Source organism: Microbacterium sp. CIAB417 (assembly GCF_022788845.1).
Map to the genome: position 1 here is coordinate 15,013 of NZ_JAHZUT010000016.1, position 20,659 is coordinate 35,671.

20 protein-coding genes are annotated in these 20,659 nt (G+C 70.1%); 8 read left to right on the top strand and 12 right to left on the bottom strand.

All coding sequences use genetic code 11. From position 1 onward, the window contains the following. The first annotated feature begins 115 nt into the window (after positions 1-115). The 3 genes from KYX17_RS30620 (at position 116) to KYX17_RS30630 (ending at position 2,152) form a co-directional block, all read left to right on the top strand. Positions 116-976 carry a spermidine synthase gene (locus tag KYX17_RS30620; protein ID WP_243233380.1) on the top strand — a complete coding sequence of 287 codons (861 nt, stop codon included), beginning with the start codon at positions 116-118 and terminating at the stop codon, positions 974-976. Between the two features lie 114 nt (positions 977-1,090). Further along, positions 1,091-1,618: a hypothetical protein gene (locus KYX17_RS30625; RefSeq protein ID WP_243233381.1), complete on the top strand. Its 528-nt coding sequence runs from the start codon at positions 1,091-1,093 to the stop codon at positions 1,616-1,618. Between the two features lie 45 nt (positions 1,619-1,663). After that, complete coding sequence (locus tag KYX17_RS30630) at positions 1,664-2,152, top strand: SprT-like domain-containing protein (RefSeq protein WP_243233382.1); 489 nt, start codon at positions 1,664-1,666, stop codon at positions 2,150-2,152. A 90-nt stretch (positions 2,153-2,242) separates the two neighbouring features. Here KYX17_RS30630 and KYX17_RS30635 read toward each other — a convergent pair whose 3' ends face one another. The 8 genes from KYX17_RS30635 to KYX17_RS30670 all read right to left on the bottom strand — a co-directional run bounded on the left by KYX17_RS30635 (position 2,243) and on the right by KYX17_RS30670 (position 10,154). Continuing rightward, complete coding sequence (locus KYX17_RS30635) at positions 2,243-2,908, bottom strand: 2-phosphosulfolactate phosphatase (protein WP_243233383.1); 666 nt, start codon at positions 2,906-2,908, stop codon at positions 2,243-2,245. A gap of 122 nt (positions 2,909-3,030) precedes the next feature. Beyond that, positions 3,031-4,491 carry an ABC transporter permease gene (locus KYX17_RS30640; protein ID WP_243233384.1) on the bottom strand — a complete coding sequence of 487 codons (1,461 nt, stop codon included), beginning with the start codon at positions 4,489-4,491 and terminating at the stop codon, positions 3,031-3,033. Beyond that, a complete protein-coding gene (locus KYX17_RS30645; protein WP_243233386.1) occupies positions 4,488-5,249 on the bottom strand; it encodes an ABC transporter ATP-binding protein in 762 nt (253 codons plus the stop codon). Before KYX17_RS30645 ends, KYX17_RS30640 begins: the two co-directional genes overlap by 4 nt. 114 nt (positions 5,250-5,363) lie before the next feature. After that, the gene (locus KYX17_RS30650; protein WP_243233387.1) at positions 5,364-5,999 is read right to left on the bottom strand and encodes a response regulator transcription factor; all 636 of its coding nucleotides are present in this window, start codon (positions 5,997-5,999) and stop codon (positions 5,364-5,366) included. Continuing rightward, positions 5,996-7,228 carry a sensor histidine kinase gene (locus tag KYX17_RS30655; protein ID WP_243233388.1) on the bottom strand — a complete coding sequence of 411 codons (1,233 nt, stop codon included), beginning with the start codon at positions 7,226-7,228 and terminating at the stop codon, positions 5,996-5,998. Before KYX17_RS30655 ends, KYX17_RS30650 begins: the two co-directional genes overlap by 4 nt. A 50-nt stretch (positions 7,229-7,278) precedes the next feature. Continuing rightward, on the bottom strand, positions 7,279-8,070 hold the full coding sequence (locus tag KYX17_RS30660; RefSeq protein ID WP_243233390.1) for a class I SAM-dependent methyltransferase: 792 nt from the start codon (positions 8,068-8,070) through the stop codon (positions 7,279-7,281). Between the two features lie 19 nt (positions 8,071-8,089). Then, entirely contained in the window at positions 8,090-9,232 is a 1,143-nt protein-coding gene (locus KYX17_RS30665; RefSeq protein ID WP_243233392.1) for an AMP-binding protein, read from the bottom strand. 10 nt (positions 9,233-9,242) lie between these two features. Beyond that, positions 9,243-10,154 (bottom strand): 1,4-dihydroxy-2-naphthoyl-CoA synthase, encoded by a 912-nt coding sequence (locus tag KYX17_RS30670; protein WP_374209008.1) that lies wholly within the window; start codon positions 10,152-10,154, stop codon positions 9,243-9,245. A 199-nt stretch (positions 10,155-10,353) separates the two neighbouring features. Here KYX17_RS30670 and KYX17_RS30675 point away from each other — a divergent pair, with 199 nt between their 5' ends. Further along, positions 10,354-11,487: a Fic family protein gene (locus tag KYX17_RS30675; RefSeq protein WP_243233398.1), complete on the top strand. Its 1,134-nt coding sequence runs from the start codon at positions 10,354-10,356 to the stop codon at positions 11,485-11,487. 69 nt (positions 11,488-11,556) lie between these two features. Here the strand turns inward: KYX17_RS30675 and KYX17_RS30680 are convergent, their stop codons facing one another. Beyond that, on the bottom strand, positions 11,557-12,540 hold the full coding sequence (locus KYX17_RS30680) for a permease prefix domain 1-containing protein (RefSeq protein WP_243233401.1): 984 nt from the start codon (positions 12,538-12,540) through the stop codon (positions 11,557-11,559). A 1-nt stretch (position 12,541) separates the two neighbouring features. Then, positions 12,542-12,874, bottom strand: coding sequence for a PadR family transcriptional regulator (locus KYX17_RS30685; RefSeq protein ID WP_243233474.1), 333 nt, complete (start codon positions 12,872-12,874; stop codon positions 12,542-12,544). A 79-nt stretch (positions 12,875-12,953) separates the two neighbouring features. Between KYX17_RS30685 and KYX17_RS30690 the strand changes: the two genes are divergently transcribed. Continuing rightward, on the top strand, positions 12,954-13,958 hold the full coding sequence (locus tag KYX17_RS30690; protein WP_243233408.1) for an o-succinylbenzoate synthase: 1,005 nt from the start codon (positions 12,954-12,956) through the stop codon (positions 13,956-13,958). On the opposite strand, the gene KYX17_RS30695 is transcribed toward KYX17_RS30690, so the two are convergent. Further along, entirely contained in the window at positions 13,939-14,568 is a 630-nt protein-coding gene (locus KYX17_RS30695; RefSeq protein ID WP_243233411.1) for a TetR/AcrR family transcriptional regulator, read from the bottom strand. The genes KYX17_RS30690 and KYX17_RS30695 overlap by 20 nt on opposite strands. A 125-nt stretch (positions 14,569-14,693) precedes the next feature. Between KYX17_RS30695 and KYX17_RS30700 the strand changes: the two genes are divergently transcribed. From KYX17_RS30700 to KYX17_RS30710, 3 genes are read left to right on the top strand one after another with little or no spacing between them, the layout of a single operon-like run. Continuing rightward, positions 14,694-17,450: an efflux RND transporter permease subunit gene (locus KYX17_RS30700; protein WP_243233414.1), complete on the top strand. Its 2,757-nt coding sequence runs from the start codon at positions 14,694-14,696 to the stop codon at positions 17,448-17,450. Continuing rightward, entirely contained in the window at positions 17,447-19,576 is a 2,130-nt protein-coding gene (locus tag KYX17_RS30705; RefSeq protein ID WP_243233416.1) for a YhgE/Pip domain-containing protein, read from the top strand. The genes KYX17_RS30700 and KYX17_RS30705 overlap by 4 nt, the downstream gene beginning before the upstream one ends. Before the next feature lie 35 nt (positions 19,577-19,611). Next, positions 19,612-20,208 carry a 2'-5' RNA ligase family protein gene (locus KYX17_RS30710; RefSeq protein WP_243233419.1) on the top strand — a complete coding sequence of 199 codons (597 nt, stop codon included), beginning with the start codon at positions 19,612-19,614 and terminating at the stop codon, positions 20,206-20,208. 17 nt (positions 20,209-20,225) lie between these two features. Here KYX17_RS30710 and KYX17_RS30715 read toward each other — a convergent pair whose 3' ends face one another. Next, entirely contained in the window at positions 20,226-20,612 is a 387-nt protein-coding gene (locus KYX17_RS30715) for a phage holin family protein (protein WP_243233421.1), read from the bottom strand. Positions 20,613-20,659: the final 47 nt, after the last annotated feature.

Genomic DNA, 20,659 nt, shown 5'->3' on the forward strand with positions numbered 1-20,659 from the left:
CGTTCCTCGTCACGCAGGGATGCATGCCGATCAGGAAAAAGTATTCACGACTAACAAACTCCCTGCAACTTCTGGCCAGGATCGTCATCCAGCCGTAACACGTACGCTGGGGGCCATGGGACGGTCACGCGCACGGGATGCCAAGCACCCCAGCGCCCGGCTCGACCACGGTGGGATCGCTTCCATCGTCCCGAGCGAGTTCACCAGCGGATTCGAGCTGGTGGTCGACGGGACTCCGCAGTCTCACGTGGATCTCGACGACCCGACGCATCTGCACTTCGAGTACATCGTCCGCATGGGCGCGGTGATCGACCAGTTGCCGGGGACGGCCCTCACGGCCGTGCACCTGGGTGCCGGAGCACTGACGATCCCGCGCTACGTCGAAGCGACCCGTCCAGGATCCCGCCAGCAGGTCATCGAGCTCGAGGCGCCACTGGCCGCACTCGTCCGGGAACATCTGCCGCTGCCGCGCGGAGCCGCCATCCGCATCCGCATCGGCGACGCCCGCGAGGGCGTGACCCGGCTCCCGTCCGCACTGGCCGGCGCGTGCGACCTCGTCGTCTCCGACGTCTACTCCGGCGCCCAGACGCCCGCGCACCTGACCAGCGTCGAGTTCTACCGAGAGCTGGCGCAGCTGCTCGCCCCCGCCGGAGTGCTGCTCGTCAACGTCGCCGACGGCCCAGGGCTGGCCTTCGCGCGCCGCCAGGTCGCCACGATCTCCGCCGTCCTCCCCGAGGTGGCGGTGCTCGCGGACACCCAGGTACTCAAAGGCCGTCGGTTCGGGAACCTCGTGATCGCGGCATCCGCCTCTCCCCTGCCGACCGACTGGCTGCCCCGGATGCTGGCAGCCGGCCCGCATCCGGCCAAGATCGCGCAGGGCGCCGAGGTGGCGTCGTTCGCGCAGGGCGCCCGGATCGTGACGGATGCCGACGCCAGCGCCTCCCCGAAACCGGACGCGTCGATCTTCCTGCGCTGAGCGTCCGGTCGCTGTCCCCGGCATCCGGATCCGGCGGTCCGGGGCGTGCCGCCTCAGCCCCGCGCGCCCCGGAGGGCAGACTGGATGCCGGGCGCTGCGGAAGGGAGAGAGCACATGAGTTACATCCGGGGTTACGACTCCGAGACCCTCCGGGAACTGGTCGACACGACCGAGTGCGCCCGTCGTCTCGAGGAGATCGAGGCGCAGCGGAGCCTGCCGGCGATGCTCGAGCGGGTGTGGCTGCTGAAGGTGCTCGACCGGCTGGACGATGCACTCGCGCTGTCCGAGGAGACCGTGCGCCAGGCGAGGATGGCCGGCACCCGCAAGGACGTGCTGCGCGCCCGGGTGCTGCACGCCACGATCCTGCAGTACCGCGGCGCGCACGCCGCCGCCGATCAGGAACTCGCGACCTGCGCCGACGAAGCGGAAGGACAGCGCTGGGCGTCGATCGCCGCGTTCGCGCACCAGCACCGCGGCAAGAACGCCTTCGACGCCGGCGAGTTCGAGCAGGCCAAGGAGAGCTTCAAGCGCGCGCTGTTCCTGCGGCGCGAGACCGGGGCCGAGGATCGCGACCTCGAGACCGTGCTCCTGGCGATCGAGACCGTCGAGCGCCATCGGGTGGAGGCTCCGGTCGCCAGCTGAGGTGTCGCCGGTGCCGATGTCGCCGGGGTGATCTAGCCTGAGCGTATGGCGGATTTGGACCGTGTGCGCATCTGGGGCGAGGCGCTCATCCGGATGCATCTGGATGACGGCTGGACGTTCGCGTTCGACAACGCGAAGCGACGCGCCGGCCAGTGCGACTACCGCACCCAGCGGATCTCCGTGTCCCGCTATCTCGCCGCTCGGTTCGACGACGACGAGATCCATCAGGTGCTGCTGCACGAGGTCGCGCACGCCCTGGCCGGACACCAGGCCGGTCACGGCGCGACCTGGAAGCGCATCGCCCGCGATCTCGGCTACGTCGGCGGGACGACGCATCACGGCGAGACGGCGACCGAGCTCGCGCCGTGGGTGGGCCGCTGCCCGGCGGGGCACGTGACGTACCGCCACCGCCGCCCCTCGCGCGCGACCAGTTGTGCGAAGTGCTCCCGAAACTACGATGCGCGGTTCCAGTTCGAATGGACGCGGCGCGAGATCACGGCCGCGACGCGGCTCGCCGCGCAGACCCCGCGCTGAGCCACGGATCCGCTCAGCGGGTTCTGCGCCATTTCTCTGAGTCTGCGTCTGTTGTCCTCTGGCGCATTCGCCGAGAGGCGTCGCAGAACGTCAGCGCGCGAACGCGACGAAGCGACCGTCGACGAGCGTCGGGACGAGGTCGATCGCGTCCAGTTCGGCGGCAGCGGCGGTCGTGACGGGCGCGATGCCGGACGCCTCCATGCGCGCCGTCGACGCGACGCCGTCCACGAGCTCGCGCCCGGACCCGGATGCCGAGAGCAGGTGCCGCAGCGCACGCCGGAGCCCGCGCGCCGATTCCGCGGCGACGGCCGCTTCGGGCGAGGTGTGATCGATACCGAGGTCGCCGAGCGCCGCGATGATCGCCCCCGCGCCGAGCTGGTCCTCGACCGCGAAGCGCAGGCCGCCGTCGGGCGTGACCTCCCCCGCCGCGATCACCGCCACCGAGGTGCGCCGCTGTCGCCGATCCTGGATCGCCATGACGGCGCGGGCGACGGCCGAGGCGTTGCGCAGGCCGCCGACGAGCACCGTGGCGGAGTCCGCGGCGGCACTCGCCACAACAGCGGCGCCGTTGGACGACCATGTCATCGCATCCGCGAGCTGCACCTCGACGCCGGCTGCCACGACGTCCGGGAGCGTCGAGGAGAATCGGAGCACATCGACCACGACCACGACATCGGCCGCAGCCAACCGGGCGAGACCGGGGAGGCCCCACTCGAAGCGGACCTGGTAGGTGGACTGGTCGAACGGCTGCGGCATCCCTCCACCCTATTGCCGCCCATTGCCGCAGCTGCCGCGAGACTTGCTTTGTGAGGTGAGACCGACCTTGGCGGGCCAAGTCTCACTCCGCAAAGCAAGTCTCGCGGAGGGGAACGCGAGCGTCAGTCGACGGCCAGAGCCTCCACCGGCGCGACCCGCGTCGCGAGGCGCGTCGGCGTCGCGGCTGCGACCAGCGTGAGGACGGCCGTCGCGACCACGATCACGACCACGGGGATCCACGGCACGGCGGGGGCGACGAGGCCCGCGGTCTCCTCGAACGCGGGAGGCATGCGCACCGAGCCGAGAAGAGACTGCGCCGCGATCCATCCGTAGGCCACACCGAGCACGAGGCCCGTGACGGTAGCCGTGACGGTGATGTGCAGCGCCTCGAGCAGGATCATGCGGCGCACCTGCCGATTCGACAGCCCGATGGCCCGCAACAGGCCGAGCTCGCGACGGCGCTGGACGACGCCGATCGTCAGCAGGTTCACCAGACCCACGGCCGCGATCACGGCCGAGATGCCGACGAGCACCATCATCACGGCGGCGAAGCTGTCCATGATGAGCGAGAACTGCGCGTCGAGCTCGCCGCCGGCGGCCTTCGTCAGCAGCGCCTTCACGGACTCCAGCGCGACTGCGAACATCGTCACGAGCGTCACGCCCATCACGACGCCGATCGCCATACGGCTGGAGCGCTCCGGGTAGCGCAGCGCGTTCTCCGCCGCGAGCCGCGCGGTCGCCGACGAGCCGAACAGCCTCCCGACGAGCCGCAGCACCGGCGGCATGACGAGCACGGCGGCGAGCGACAGACCGGTGAACGAGAGCAGCCCGCCGAAGAACGCCACGATGACCCCGAGCGGGGTGACCAGGCCGACGAGCACGCCGAACACGAGCAGCGCGACACCGAGGATCAGCAGGATCAGGGCGCCGACGTGCCGCGCGGGGCGCGCCACGGCATCCTCATGGGTCCGTTCGACCGAACCGCCGATCGCCTGCAGCGGCGTGACGGCGAGCACGCGGCGCGACCCCGCCCAGGCCGCAGCCCAGGTCGTCAACGCGACGCCGACGGCCGGGACGACGATCGCGGGCTGCGCGAGCGAGAACTCCGGCAGCTGTCCCAGCATCCGGTCGGCCAGGACCAGTCCGAGCACCGAGATGAGGGTGCCGGCCGCCACACCGACGAGGGCGCCGATGATGCCCACCGCGAGCCCTTGCCGCGCGACCTCCGCACGCTGCGACCGGGACGTGCTTCCGATCAGCCGCAGCAGCGCGATCCGACGCGTGCGCCCAGCGATGATGGTTGAGAACGTGTTGGCCGTGACGATCGCCGCGACGTAGAGAGCGACGCCGATGAGCAGCACGCTGAGGATCGAAACGACGACGGCGAGGGTCCCGCTGTCGCCGATGTACGGATCGGCCTTGAGCATGACGCCGATGTACGCGGTGGCCTCGACCAGCACGACGCCGAACGCGGACGCCAGTCCCGCCACGAGGATGCTGGCCCCCATCCCGCGGTCCCGCAGCCAGCCCAGACGCGGGCCGGTCCTGGCGGTGTCGGCGATGGCCGCCGCGACGGCGCTCACGCCGCCACCTCCGCGGCGAGCATGTAGGCCGCGATCTGCTCAGCGCTCTGCTGCGGGTGGTCGGCGACGATGCGTCCGTCTCCGAGGTAGAGCACGCGGTCGGCGTGGCTCGCGGCGATCGCGTCATGCGTGACCATCGCGATCGACTGCCCGTGCTCGCGGCTGGCGTCCGACAGCAGCTGCAGCACCTCGCGCCCCGTCTTCGAGTCGAGGTTGCCGGTCGGCTCGTCGGCGAAGACGAGGTCGGGGGCCGTGGCCAGGGCGCGCGCGATCGCGACACGCTGCTGCTGTCCGCCGGACAGCTGGTGCGGACGATGACGCAGCCGCGAGGACAGCCCCAGCGTCTGGATCAGCCCATCGATGCGAGCGCGCTCGATGGCACTGGGACGCCGGCCGTCGAGCTCGAACGGCAGCATGATGTTGCCCAGAGCGTCGAGCGTCGGGACGAGGTTGAAGGCCTGGAAGATGAAGCCCACGCGGCGCCGGCGCAGAATGGTCAGCTCGAGGTCGCCGAGTCCGGTGATCTCGGTGTCGCCGATCCAGGCACGCCCCTCGGTCGGGGCGTCGAGACCGGCCATGATGTGCATGAGGGTCGACTTGCCGGATCCGGACGGCCCCATGATCGCGGTGAACTGGCCGCGGCGGATGCCGACGCTCACGCCGTCGAGCGCGTGGACCGCGGCATCGCCGGAGCCGTAGGACTTCTTCAGGTGCTGGACGCGGGCGGCGAGCCCGAGGTCGGTGGTCGTGATCTCCATGCCTTCGACGTTATTTCGCGGCTCCCTGGCGGCACATCGCCCGCCGGGAGCATCCGCGTACATCCCGAGGATGACTTCCCGAACGGATCCTGCACCGCAGGGCTGTGCCCTGAGTCAGGCCAGTCCGTGCTCGAAGGCGAAGACGACCAGCTGAACGCGGTCGCGCAGCCCCAGCTTGGTGAGGATGCGGCTGATGTGCGTCTTGACGGTCGCCTCGCTGAGGAACTCCCGCGCCGCGATCTCGGCGTTGGAGAGCCCGCGGGCCGCGAGCGCGAAGATCTCGCGTTCGCGTTCGGTCAACTCGCCGAAGGATGCCGGCACCGGCGTCGCCTCCTGCGCGAAATGCGCGAACAGATCCCGCGTCGCCGCGGCGGCGATGACGCTGGAACCGGCGTGAACGGTGCGGATCGCGGCGAGCAGGAACTCCGGGTCGGCGTCCTTCAGCAGGAACCCGCTCGCACCCTGGCGGATGGCCCGTGCGGCGGCCTCGTCGAGGTCAAAGGTCGTGAGCATGACGACCTTGGGCGGATCCGGCTGCGCGAGCAGCTCACCAGTGGCGGTGAGGCCGTCCATGACCGGCATCCGGATGTCCATCAGGACGACGTCCGGACGCGTCGCCGAGATGACCGCGAGCGCCTCGCGACCGTCGCCCGCCTCCGCGGCGACCTCGAGGTCGGGCTGCGAGTCGATGAGCATGCGGATGCCGGCGCGGAACAGCGCCTGATCGTCGACGAGCACGACGCGGATCATGCGTCTCCCTCCGCGGCGCCGGGTGCGCCGCTCTCATCCTGCCCGGTGCCGCCCGCGCCGATCGGCAAGCGCGCCCGGACGACGAAGAGCCCGCCCTCGCGTTCGGCCCGCAGGACGCCGCCGACCAGCTGCGCGCGCTCGCGCATGCCGATGATGCCGTGGCCGCCGCCGAGGTTCGGACCGGTCGGTGCTCCGGCGACGTTCGCGATCGTGAGGTCGACGCGGTCCGGATGCCAGGCGAGGTGGATCTCGACGGAGCCCCCGTCTCCGTGCCTGAGCGCGTTCGTGAGCGCCTCCTGCAGGATCCGGTACACCGCGAGCTGAATGGCTCCCGGTGGCTCTCCCGGTGGCATCGGGTCGACGGTGACGCGGGGCTCGATGCCCGCCTGCCTGACCTGCGCGAACAGCGTCTCGAGGTCGGCGAGAGTCGGCTGCGGGCCGTCGCCCTGCCGGTGACGCAGCTGGGTGAGCAGCATCCGCACGTCCGACAGCGCGCCGCGCGCGGTCTGCGCGATGGTGGTCAGGGCGGCGGGTGCGGCATCCGGGTCCACGGCCGAGGCGTAGCGCGCACCGTCCGCCTGCGCGATCACGACCGCGAGGGAGTGCGCGACGATGTCGTGCATGTCTCTGGCGATGCGCACGCGCTCCTGCTCCTCCGCGGTCGCCGCCTCGGCCCGCATCTGCTCGACGCGGATGCGGCGGGCGCGCAGCACCATGCGCCAGCCGAAGCCGCCAACCCAGGCGAAGCCGAGGGCCAGCACCGACACGAGCACGAGGAGGGTCGCCGCGGCGAAGGTGATGCCGAATCCGCCCGACGACGCGTTGTTGACCAGTGAGATGTACACGCCCGCGATGACGGCGCCCGCCCCGGCGGAGATGAGTCCCGCCCACATCACGCGACGCGATCCCCACGCCGCCGTCGCGTACAGCACCATCAGGATCGCCACGTTGAACGGCAGCGGCGACAGCCCAGCCGCCATCTGCACGAGCGCCCCGATCCAGGCCACCGTCAGCGCGATCCCGGGGGCGAGCCGGCCGACCGCGACGGCTCCGCACTGGATCGCTCCCGCGAGGACGGTCGCCGCGATGCCCGCCGCCTCGGAGATGCCGATGAAGGTGAGACTCCCCGGCGCGTAGAACACCAGCGACATCGGCGTCAGCGTCAGGAACAGCAGCACGGCCCCGAGGATGTCGAGGACGAGTGCGGTGCGGGACAGCGGACGGATCACCCTCTCACGCTACGCGAGGGGACGATGCGGCGCGTCCGTCTGCGGATGTATCAGGCCCGCGCGATGATCTCGCCGTGCGGCACCAGGAACCAGCCGTCCTCGGCGTCGGCCCACTCCCGCCAGCCCGCGCTCAGGCGAGCGAGGTCGGAGCGGGTGGCCAGTCCCGTATCGACGGCCTGGCGGGCGAGCGCGGATTCCACGATGCGGTCGGCCCACATGCCGCCCCACCACGCGCGCTCCTCCGGAGTCGCGTAGCACCAGGTGGAAGCCGTCGCCGTGACGTCCTGGAATCCCGCCGCCTTGGCCCAGGACAGCAGCCGTCGGCCGGCGTCCGGCTCTCCACCGTTCGCGCGGGCCGCGTCGCGATAGAGCTGCAGCCATTCGTCCAGCTCCGGGATCAGCGGGAACCACAGGAACCCGGCGTAGTCCGCATCGCGCGCGGCGACGACACCACCGGGCTTCGCGACGCGACGCATCTCGCGCAGCGCCGCGACCGGATCGGCCACGTGCTGGAGCACCTGATGGGCGTGCACGATGTCGAACGAATCGTCGGCGAAGCTCAGCGCATGAGCGTCCTCGACCGAGAAGTCCAGGTTGGTGAGGCCCCGCGCGGCCGCTTCCCGCCGCGACAGCTCCAGCTCGGCATCCCCGATCTCGGTCGCCGTGACGCGCGCGACGTGCTCGGCGAACTCGGCGGTGATCGTGCCCGGCCCGGCACCGACGTCGAGGAGCGCGGCATCCGGGTGAAGGAACGGGCGCAGATACTCCGCCGAGTTCGCGATCGTCCGGTTGCTGTGAGAACGCAGTACCGATTCGTGATGTCCGTGGGTGTAAGTCGCCATGCCTTCAGTCTGGCGGGTCTCAGCGCAGTTGCGCGGCCAGACGGGAGATCGCGTCACGATCGGGCTTGCCGCTGGGCAGCGTGGAGAGCTCGTCGACGAGGATGAGCCGAGCGGGCCGGGCATGCTTGCCGATCTCCTCGGCGACGGCGGTGCGGGCGTGCTCGAGCTGCTCTGCTTCGCTGCGTCGCAGCGCTTCGCCGCGCACGGCGACGATGACGGATGCCTCGCCCCAGCGCTCGTCGTCGACGCCGACCACGACGGCCGATGTCAGGCCGGGCACCCGTCGGACGATGCGTTCGACGCGGTCGAGCGAGACGTTGATGCCGCCCGAGACGATGACGTTGTCGGCGCGGCCATGCACGCGCACCACGCCGTCCTCGACGATGCCGAGGTCGCCGGTGCGGTACCAGCGGATGCCGCGGTCGTCGCGGTGGAAGATGCGATCGGTGAGCGCCGGGTCGCCGAGGTACCCGTCCGCGAGCACAGGGCCGGCGATCCGCAGTTCGCCATCGACGGCGCGCACGGTCACGGTGTCCAGCGGGATGCCGTCGTAGACGCATCCGCCGCTCGTCTCCGTGGACCCGTAGGTGCGCACGATCCGCAGGCCTGCCTCGTCCGCCCGCTCGCGCAGGACGTCCGGCAGCGCCTGCCCGCCGACGAGGATCGCGCGGAAGGTCCCCAGCGCGGCGCGCACACCCGGCTCGTCGATCGCGTCCAGGAGGCTCGCGACCTGCGCGGGGACCAGCGAGGTGTACATCGCCTCATCGGTCGAGCGAACATTCGACAGCACAGCCTCGGCGAAGGAGGTCGGGGAGAATCCGTCGGACAGCACGACCGGCTGCGTACCCGCCAGGATGGATCGCACGAGGACCTGGAGTCCTGCGACGTATCCCGCCGGCAGGGCGAGCAGCCAGCGCCCGGTGCCGATGCGCGCGCCGGTCGCCTCGGCGCTCGCACGCAGGGCGTCCGCGCTGAGCACGACGCGCTTCGGGATACCGGTCGATCCGGACGTCCCGATGACCACCGCCGTGCCCTCCGGCACGGCCTCCGGCTCCCCGCCGAGCAGACCGAGCCCCAGAGCCGGCCCGCCGTCGAGCGCTGCGCGCAGCTGATCCTGAAGGACCAGGGGGTCGTCCGCGGAACTCGTGATCAGCCGTGCCATGGGTCTGCGCTCAGAAATGCCAGGGGAAGGAGCTCCAGTCCGGAGCGCGCTTCTCGAGGAAGGAGTCCCGTCCCTCGACCGCCTCGTCGGTGCCGTAGGCCAGGCGCGTCGCCTCGCCGGCGAACACCTGCTGGCCGACCATCCCGTCGTCGACCGCGTTGAAGGCGAACTTGAGCATCCGGATGGCGGTGGGCGACTTGGTGAGCACTGTCCGCGCCATGGCCAGGGCCTCGCGCTCGAGCTCGGCGTGCGGGACGACACGGTTGACGGCGCCCATCTCATACGCGCGCTGCGCCGAGTACTCCTCAGCGAGGAAGAACACCTCGCGCGCGAACTTCTGTCCGGTCTGGCGCGCCATGTACGCCGAGCCGTATCCGGCGTCGAAGCTGCCGACATCGGCATCCGTCTGCTTGAACCTGCCGTGCTCGGCACTCGCGATCGTCAGGTCGCACACGACATGCAGCGAGTGGCCCCCGCCGGCCGCCCACCCCGGTACGACCGCGATCACGACCTTCGGCATGAAGCGGATCAGGCGCTGCACCTCGAGGATGTGCAGACGTCCGGCGCGGGCCGGATCCGCCACCTCGGTCGCGGATTCGGAGTACTTGTAGCCGTCGCGACCGCGGATGCGCTGGTCGCCGCCCGAGCAGAACGCCCAGCCGCCGTCCTTGGGGCTCGGCCCGTTGCCGGTCAGCAGGACGGCGCCGATCTTCGGGTCCTGACGCGCGACGTCCAGCGCCCGGTACAACTCGTCGACCGTGTGCGGGCGGAAGGCGTTGCGCACCTCCGGTCGGTCGAATGCAATGCGCGCGACGCCGCCGTCCACCGAGACATGAGCCGTGATGTCGGTGTAAGCCTCGGCGCCGGGGGCGAGCACCCACTCGGCGGGGTCGAACAGGTCGGAGACGAACGCATTGTGCACGTCTACGAGCATATTCCGCGTCGGCAGGGAGTAGAAAGCAAGTCGGCCGCCTTGGACCTGCAAGTCTCTCAGACCCTGTGCGCAACTAGTTGGGGCTTGTCATATGCGAGAAGGAGCTTCTTTTCGGGTGTATGTACACCTAGACTGCAAATAATCGAGGAAATGACTGCAATTTCTCACGCATCCAGGAGCAAGGACCATGACCGACCTCTACCGGTTGCCGCCTCTCGCTTTCGACTCGGATCTCGTCGCCACCCTGTTCGAGATCGAACGGCTGCGCGCCGACATCGGAACGGGAACCACCCCACGCGACACGTACGCAGAACTGCATCGCCTATTCGATACCGTCATGAGTGTGGTATCCGCCCGCATTGAGGGCAACCATACGACCGTCTACGAGGCCATCGATCTTGTCGACGGGATTGAGGATCCGCTCACTGAGCAGCTGCGCGAGATCGCGAACATCACCGAAGTCGCTCGACACTTGGACGAGCTTGATCCGGCCGAACCGCTCACGCACGGACTCATCCGCGATCTCCACGCCCGCACGGTCCAAGGACTCTCGCGCGAAGGTGATCCGACCCCCGGCGCCTACCGGAACCAGGACGTCGCCATCACCGGTTCCGCTCACCGGCCACCGCCCTGGGTGACCGTTCATGCTGAGATGTCGTCTCTGCTCGAGTTCGCGAACGCGGAGCGCCCGCTTCATGAGCAGATGATGCAGATCGCTCTCTCGCATCATCGCTTCGTCTGGATCCACCCGTTCCGCAATGGAAACGGTCGCGTCTCCCGCCTGTTCACGTACGCCATGCTGCGGCGGACGATCTTCGCCACTCGGGGGTTCAGCGCGCTGAACCCCACAGCCGTCTTCGGCAACGACCGCGCTGCATACATCGCCGCGTTGGAAGCGGCAGACGCACTCGATGACGAAGGGACGATCGCCTGGGCTTCCTTCTTCGCGAAGGGGATCCGGGAGGACATCACTCGTCTGATCCGACTTCAAGATCGCGAGTATGTCATCGATGCACTCGTGGGCCCGGCGTTGGCGCGCCTCGCCCGCGACGGACAGATCACGACCAGCGAGCATCGAGCGCTGAATGAAGTCCTGAACCGCGGGACGGTGAAGGCCGGGGACCTCGCGGAGGTGCTGCTCGGCACAGCCTCGCAGCGCTCCCGCATCATTCGCGACCTTCTGGACCGACAACTTCTTCAGCATTCCGTCGAGGGTCCGCGGTTCTACCGACTCGCGTTGTCTCGCGGCCCTTTGGCACCGCGCCTCATCCGTCAGCTCGACGCGCTGGGCTATCTGCCGAAGATGCTCTCCGACGATTGAGCCGAACGCGGAGTTCCCCGGGGAGCATGCCCGCTCCCCGGGGAACCGCTGCAGGATCCTGCGCAGCGATCAGGCCCGCACCGCGCGGCGGGCCTTCCGCCAGCCGTCGATGATGTCCCAGATGACTCCCGCTCCGATGCCGAAGCCCACGAGCACAGCGAGGATGCGGAAGATGCCGCCGTTGCCGGCCGCCTCGGCGTCACCCGCCGCGAAGCCTTCGCCTCCGGCCTGGACGATGTGCGCCAGGAACTCCGGGTTGATGAGGTCTCCGGAGATCAGCGGGATCAGCACCCACGCCGCGAAGGCGAGAGCGAGCACGGTGTTCACGACGGCGAGCGCCGTCGTCCACCCGCGCCGGAAGATCACGACCGCGAAGACCGCCTCGAAAGCGATCAGGACGAACAGGGCACCGATCCACCACGGCCACAGCGCGGGGTCAAGGATCGGGATCGGCTCGCCTCCGGTGGGGAAGAACCCGCGCACGCGATCCCAGATCACCGCCACGACGGCGATGCCGAGGAAGACGAGGGAGGCGATCAGCTCGCTGCGGCCGGCCCCGTCCTCCTGGATCTCCGGCAGTTGATCGACGTCCCACTTCGCGCCCGTGTCGGCGCCGGTGCGCTCCAGCACGGCGAACACGAGCGTCGTCCAGAAGCCGATGTGGACCATCACGGTGATCCCGACGGACACCGCCTGCCCGATCGTCTCGCCGACGCCGGCCCCGGACAGCAGCAGCCCGAGGACCAGGGCGCCGACGACGCTGACCGGCACGATCCACAGCAGCAGCTTCAGCAGCCGCCACCAGGTGAGGTAGTACTTCGGGCCGATCAGGTGCAGCGAGCGGTCGGCGTAACCGGCGGCCAGGATGCCGGGGTCGCCGAGCTCGGTCAGCACGGCCCGTTCGGCCTCCGCCGGATCCTCGCCCTGCTCGACGCGCGCTTCGACGGCGTCGGCGATGGAGGCCTCGAGTTCGGCGCGCACGTCGCCCTGAGTCTCAGGTGTGAGGCTCCGGATCGTCGCGGAGATGTAGCGTTCGGTCAGTGTGGCGGTCATGTCAGTGCTCCTCTTCGGTGAGCGAGGCGATCGCTCCGGTGAGCGCGCGCCATTCGTCTGTGAGTGTGTCGGCGAGGCGGATGCCCGCCTCGGAGGTGCGGTAGAACTTCCGGGGCCTGGCCTCTTCGGTGTTCCACTCGCTCGTGAGGTATCCCTGCTTCTCCAGCCGTCGCAGCAGGGGATACAGCGTGTTGGCGTCGGTCGCGAAGCCGTGCGCCTCGAGCTGCTCCAGGAGGCTGTAGCCGTAGCCGGCCTCCCGCAGCAGCTGCAGGCACGCGAGCACGATCGTGCCGCGCCGCAGCTCCTGCAGATGTGTGTCGAACGTCTCGTCCATGTCCGCCACATTACTGTGCGTCACACACTATTGTCAATCGCACATTTATGTAGGCTGACACCGAGAGCAGAATAGGGTCATGATCCCGGCGCTGGCAGACCTGCTCGACACGGCACGAGTGGTCGCGCTCCCCCTGGCGACGAGATTCCGCGGCGTCGACGTGCGCGAAGCCCTGCTGATCGAGGGCCCGAACGGCTGGGCGGAGTTCTCGCCGTTCGTCGAGTATCCGGATGCCGAGGCATCCACGTGGCTCGCCGCCGCGATCGACTTCGGCTGGTCAGCCCAGCCCGAAGCGCGCAGGAAGACCGTCCAGGTCAACGCGACCGTGCCCGCCGTGGCGGCCGCCCGGGTGGACGCGGTCCTCGCACGGTTCCCCGGGTGCCGCACCGCGAAGGTCAAGGTCGCCGAGTCCGGCCAGGTGCTCGCCGAGGACGTCGCGCGCGTGCGCGCGGTGCGTGAGGCGATGGGTCCGGAGGGGCGCATCCGCGTCGACGCCAACGGCGCCTGGAACGTCGACGAGGCCGAGCACGCGATCCACGCGCTGGCCCCGTTCGACCTGGAGTACGCGGAGCAGCCGTGCGGGAGCGTCGCGGAGCTCGCCGAACTGCGCCGTCGGGTGAAGTACATGGGGATCCCGATCGCCGCCGACGAGAGCGTGCGCAAGGCCGCGGACCCGCTCGCGGTGGCGCGGGCCGGAGCCGCCGACCTCGTGGTGATCAAGGCGCAGCCCCTGGGCGGCATCCGCCGCGCGCTCGACATCGTCGCGGAGGCCGGTCTCCCCGCGGTCGTCTCCAGCGCCCTGGACACCGCCGTCGGCCTGGCGCAGGGCGCGATGCTCGCGGCATCCCTCCCCGATCTCGAGCACGACTGCGGCCTCGGCACCGGCGCCCTGTTCACCGACGATGTCGCGGAGCTGATCCCCGTCGACGGAGCCGTCCCGGCCCACCGCGTCGTGCCTGATCCGGCGCGGCTCGACCGCCTGGCGGCCTCCGAGGACCGCCGGGACTGGTGGCTGGACCGCCTTTCCCGCTGCCATGCCGTGCTCTCGGAGAACGGCGTCCGCGCTACTCGGCCGGAGCGATGATCAGATCCACCAGCTGACCGAGCGCCTCGGCGCCGACATGATGCAGGCGATCGCCGTCCAGCCCTTCCATCGCGGCGCGAGCCATGCACCCCTCCCACTGCACCATGAGCATGCGCGCGGCGGAGGGCACGTCGATCCGCAGTGAGAAGAGCCCGGAGTCGATGATGCCCTGGATGATGCCCTCGATGCTCGCGACCATCGCACGGTCCTGCTCGACGTAGGCGCGCCCGAACGCCTCATCGCGCAGCGCGCGGATGCGGATCTCGCTCATCATCAGCACACCGAGGCGGTCGTCGAGACCGGAATCCATGATCTTCTGGACCAGCTCGGTCGGATCAGCGTCACCGGCGAGGACGCCGGAGGCCACGAACTCGTCGATACGCCCCCGCACAGAGGCGAGACGCTGCTCGGCCACCGTGGACGCCAGAGCCAGGAAGAGCTGGTCCTTGGACTCGAAGTTCGAGTAGAAGGCTCCGCGCGTGAAGCCGGCGCGCTCGCAGATCGCCTCCACGCTCGCTCCTTCGAGGCCCACCTCGGCGAACACCTGCGCCGCGGCATCCAGCAGGCGGGCACGCGTGTTCTCGCGACGTCGGGTCACCGGAATCGTCATCGAAGCCTCCTCCCCTCAACTCTCACACCCCGCGCACAGTTTCGCACCGCCGACTCACCGTAGGATACACAGTTGTATCGGATACACCTGTGTATCGAATCCACCTCGGCCCCTCGGAGGATTCCGTGTCCACTCTCCTGTCGTCGCTCGGACGCTGGTCGTTCCGCCACCCCTGGCGCGTGCTCGTCTCCTGGCTGCTGGTCCTCGGCATCGCTGGCGGAGGAGCGCTGGTGCTCGGCACCGGTACGGACAACACGTTCTCGATCCCGGGCACCGAATCTCAGGCGGGTCTCGAGCAGCTCTCCCGGTCGTTCCCGCAGGTGAGCGGCACGAACGCGCAGTTCATCGTCGTCGCGGCCGACGGCGACAGCATCACGGACGACGCGTACCGCACGGACATCGAGGATGCCGTGGACGAGCTCGAGGACCTCGACGGGGTCCTCGCCGTCACGTCCCCCTTTGACGAGATGGTCGCTGGCATGGTCAACGAGGAGGAGACCGCGGCGATCGTCCAGCTCCAGTTCGACGGACAGTCCACCGACGTGTCGCAGGAGACCAAGGACGAGCTGGGCGCGGTCGTCGACGAGCTGTCCGCGGCGCTGCCGGACGGGTCGCAGACGGCCCTCGGGGGCGACCTGTTCGCGACCTCGATCCCGGGCGTCACGATCACCGAGGCGGTCGGCCTGCTGATCGCGCTCGTCGTGCTGATCGTCACGTTCCGCTCCTTCGCGATGGCCGGGCTGCCGCTGGCCACGGCGGTCCTCGGCGTCGGCATCTCGATCGCCGGGATCTTCGCCGCCACGGCGTTCGCCACCGTGTCCTCGACCACGCCGCTGCTCGCGCTGATGTTGGGCCTCGCCGTCGGCATCGACTACGCACTGTTCATCATGGCAAGGCACCAGGACCAGGTGCGCGACGGAGTCGACCCGGAGGAGTCCGCGGCGCGGGCCGTCGGCACCGCCGGGTCCGCGGTCGTGTTCGCCGGCATCACCGTCCTCATCGCCCTGATCGGCCTCGGCTTCGCCGGCATCCCGTTCCTGACGACGATGGGCGTAGCCGCCTCCGTCGCCGTCGCCATCGCGGTCGCCATCGCGGTGACCCTCACACCCGCGCTGCTCGGCTTCATGAAGGGGCGCGTGATCGGCTGGAAGCGCAAGCCTCGGAAGAAGAAGGCGTCCACCGCGCCGCAGCGCACGTTCAGTCAGCGCTGGGTCGGCGGCATCACGAAGCGACCGATCCTCACGTCCCTCGCCGTGGTCATCGGACTCGGCGTCGTCGCGATCCCCGCGCTCAGCCTGAACCTCGCCCTGCCGAACGCCGGTGTGCTCCCGAAGGACTCCGAGGCCCGGCAGAGCTACGATCTCGTGGCGGAGGAGTTCGGCCCCGGATTCAACGGGCCGCTGATCCTCACCGGCACGATCGTCACCTCGACCGATCCGCTGACGCTGATGGAGGACCTCGGCGACGCCGTGGACGAGATCGACGGCGTCAAGGAGGTCGCCCTCGCGACCCCCAACGAGACCGCCGACACCGGCATCGTCCAGGTGATCCCCGAGACCGCACCCGACGACCCCGCCACGAGCGATCTCGTGCGCGAGCTTCGCTCGCATCACGACGAATGGCTCGACGAGTACGGCATCGATGTGAAGGTCACCGGGTTCACGGCCGTCGCGATCGACATCTCCGATCAGCTCGGTGCGGCGCTGCTGCCCTTCGGGATCTTCGTGATCGGGCTGTCGCTCATCCTTCTGACCATCGTGTTCCGGTCCCTGTGGGTGCCGATCACCGCCGCGCTCGGATACCTGCTGTCGATCGTCGCCGCGTTCGGCGTCGTGGGAGCGGTCTTCGAATGGGGCTGGTTCGCCGACGCGCTGCATGTCGCGAAGGTCGGACCGATCATCAGCTTCATGCCGATCGTCCTGATGGGCGTGCTGTTCGGCCTCGCGATGGACTACCAGGTGTTCCTGGTGTCCCGCATGCGCGAGGACTACGTGCACGACCCGTCGTCGAAGAGCGCCTCCCGCGCGGAGCGCCGCGAGGCCGCGATCCGCGCTGTGCGCACCGGCTTCCGCGGATCGGCGAAGGTCGTCACCGCCGCCGGGCTCATCATGTTCGCGGTGTTCGTGGCATTCGTGCCGGAAGGCGACTCGTCACTGAAACCCATCGCCCTCGGTCTTGCCGCCGGCATCGCGATCGACGCCTTCCTCGTGCGCATGACCCTGATCCCCGCGCTGATGGCGATCCTCGGCCAGCGCGCCTGGGAGCTGCCCGCGTGGCTGGAGAAGATCCTGCCGAGCGTCGACATCGAGGGCGAGGCCGTCGAGCGCGAGCGGCACCTGGCCGCGTGGCCGGGCGACGACTCGATCGTCGCGGCGGACGACCTCGTGCTCGCCGCGGATGCTCCCGTCGTCGACGGCGTGAGCCTCCGGGTGGCTCCGGGCAGCGCACTGATCACCACGGGTCCGGATGCCCGGGTCCGTCGCGCTCTGGCCCTGGCGGTCGCGGGCCGCGTGGCTCCGGACGGCGGACGCCTGCGCGTGGCCGGGCACCTGCTGCCGGGGCGCGCTGTCTGGGTGCGATCGCACGTGGGCTGCGTGCTCGTCGACGACGCGGATGCCGCGCTCGGCGACCTGCGCGAGGCGCTGCGCGGGCGCTCCGAGCTCGTCGTCATCGACGGCATCGACCGCCTCGGCGGCGCTCAGCGCGACCAGGCGGCGGCGATGCTGAGGGATGCCGCGACGGCCCGCCCTCTGGCCGTGTTCGCCACGGCATCCGACGCGTACGTCGCGCGCGCCGTCCTCGCCGACGCCGGCTGGCCCGACGCCGATGTGCTCGACACCCGATCCCCCCGTCGCACCGAGACCACCGAGGTGACCGCATGACCCTCTCCATCGAACGCGCACGTTCCCGCAAGCCGATCACATGGCTGACGGTGATCGGCGTGCTGCTGCTGCCGGCGATCATCGGCGGTGTGCTGGTTGCCGCGCTGCAGAATCCGGCCGAGCGGCTGGACAACATGACGGCGGCCATCGTCAACCTCGATGAGCCGGTCACGATCGACGACCAGTACACGCCGCTCGGCCGCCAGCTCGCGTCGGGTCTCGTGGAGGGATCGGACGAGGTCGACTCGAACCTCGACTGGGTGATCTCGAACGAGGACGACGCGGCCGAGGGGCTCGCGGACGGCACCTACCAGGCCGTCATCACGATCCCGGAGAACTTCTCCGCCGCAGCGACGTCCTCGGGGCAGGCCATCGCGGACGGCGGGGGCGAGGCGGAGCAGGCCACGATCACCGTCACCACGCCGGAGGACGGTCGCGTCGCCGACGACCTGATCACGTCGCAGATCGCGGCGGCCGCGACCTCCAGCATGGGCACGATGCTCAGCGAGGCGACCATGGAGAACGTCCTCGTCGGCTTCACCACGCTCGGCGACCAGATCGGCGAGGCCGCGGACGGGGCGACGGAGCTCGCGGACGGCGCGTCGCAGGCCGCCGACGGGGCCGCAGCCCTGCCCGACGGGGCCACGCAGCTCGCGGACGGCGTCACCCAGCTCGGTGACGGGGCGTCTCAGCTGGGAGATGGCGCGTCCGAGATCTCGGACGGCGCGAACCAGCTCGCCGGCGGAGCAGACCAGCTCAGCGGCGGCGCGGGTGCGCTCGCTGCGGGGCTCGACACCATCGCTGCGGGCATCGCGGATTCCTCGAAAGGCGCGGTCGATCTCGGAGCCGGCCTGACATCGGGTGCGACCGCGCTCGAGCAGAACGGGCTCGTCCCGGACCAGCTCTCCGAAGCCGCAGGCGCAGCCGCGACCGCTGCTTCCGGAGTGTCGACCGGCATCGACGAGCTCGCTACGAGCATCGAGAAGCTCGCCCTCCTCTGTGAGGACCGAACCGATGACCCCGTATGCACCGGACTGACCGGCATCTCCGAGAGCATGCCCGACCTCCAGGAGGCCGCCACAGGTGCATCACAGGCCGCAACCGGCACGGCCGACGGCCTCTCCGCCTTCGACACCGAAGCGACCGCTGAACTGTCGACGCAGATGCGCGATGCCGGTGCCGGCGCGACGAAGCTCGGCGGAGGTCTCACCCAGCTCGCCGACGGGACGACCCAGTCGGCCGCCGGAGCGCGCGAGCTCGCGACCGGTGCCTCCGGCCTCAGCACGGGAGCGATCGGTCTCGGTCAGGGGGCCGGCCAGCTCGCATCCGGTGCGGACGAACTCAGCTCGGGAGCCGGCCAGCTCGGCGACGGCGCGACACAGCTCGCCGACGGCGCGACGGAACTCGTCGACGGCCTCGGTCAGCTCGCCGACGGCACGGATGAGCTCGCCGGAGGCCTGAGCACCGCGGTCGACGCGCTCCCCTCGTTCAGCGACGAGGAGTCCTCGTCACTCGCGACCGTGATCGCGGATCCGGTGTCGTCGAACACCTCGACGTCGACGATCTTCGGGCCCACCGCGATCCCGCTCCTCACCGCGGTCGTGCTGTGGTTCGGCGCGCTCGCGACCTTCCTGGTGCTGCGTCCGCACACGGACCGCACGCTCACGTCGCGTCGTCCGTCGATCGCGCTCACGCTGCGCGCCTTCGCCCCGGCCGCCCTGATCGGGGCGGGGCAGGGTGTGCTCGTGTCGCTGATCGTGCAGATCGTCGCGCAGTACGAGGTGGGAGCGTGGTGGACGTTCGCGGGCACGGCGGTGCTCGCGGGGATCGCCTTCGCCGCGGTCAACCAGGCGCTCGTGGCGCTCTTCGGCGGCATCGGCCGCTGGATCAGCGCGCTCGTGGGCGTCCTGGCGATCGCGACCGGACTCATCTCGACGGTTCCGGCGTGGCTGGCCTCGCTCGGTGCCGCGCTGCCGACCCAGGCGGCGTTCACCGGCCTGATCTCCGGCAGCGGCTCGGCCGTCGCGGCGCTGATCGTCTGGGCCGTGCTGGCGCTCGGCGCGACCACGCTCGCCGTCGCGCTGCGCCGGACGACATCGGCGAAGGCGGTGCTCGCGGCCGGCTGATCCGTACAGCGCCGCGGGCGCCCTACGCTGGGCGGATGCGACGACCGTTCATGGACACCCGCCAGCACGACTCGCTCGACGGGCAGCAGTACCTCGTGCTGCGCCCGACCGCCGATGTCGCGCGGGAGTACGAGCGCACACAGGCGCGGCTTCTGGAGGGACCCGGACGCGGGCTGAAGCATCCCCTCACGGGCCACGTCACGCTGCGCGGCTTCCACGAGCCAGAACGCCGGGCGGAGCTGGCGTCGCTGATCCGCGGATGGGCTGCGGCGCAGCATCCGATCGAGGTGATCGCCGAGGCCGTGGACGCGTTCCCCGCCCCCTGGCAGATCATCATCGTCCGGCTCGTCAGGACTCCGGCGCTGGTCGACGCGTACGCGAGCCTCACGGCGGCTCTGTCCGCGACGGACATCCACCGGCTGGACGAGCTCGACGTGGACGACTGGATCTTCCATCTCTCGGTCGTGTACGCCAGGGCGCTCGATGCTGAGGCGTGGTCCGGTCTGGAGACGGCGGCCCGCCGCGACCTCTCCCCCGTCGGCGAGGTCATCTCCGACGCCGAGTTCATCTGGTACGACAACGGCGTCGAGCACTCCGAGATCATCCCGCTCGGCGGTACCCCGTGCGGATGAAGCGCTGAAGGGGCACGTCAGCTGCGGCGCTGCTCGACCCGCTTCTTGAGGAAGATGAGCGGCAGCAGCCACGTGCCCAGCGCCGTGATGATCCACACGATCAGCGTCGCGAGCACCCAGGTGATGATGCCGTCGATCTTCAGCCCGCCGGGGAACAGCGAGGCGATGAGCAGCGCGACGAACGTCGACACCAGCCCGATGCCGCCCAGGATCGCGCTGGCGTACTGCCGCGCCACGTTGAAGATGAACGGCCCCAGCACCGCCTGCGCGACGGTGAACACGACGACGGCCGTGAGGAATCCGCTCCATGAGAAGCCGAAGCCCGGAAGCACCCACGCGCAGACCATGAGGGCGAGGGCGGAGCACACCAGCGAGATCGCCGTGCGGATGAGGAAGCGGATCATGGCGTCATGATAGCGCCGCCCCGCGCCGCCGCCGGGAGGGCGCTCGA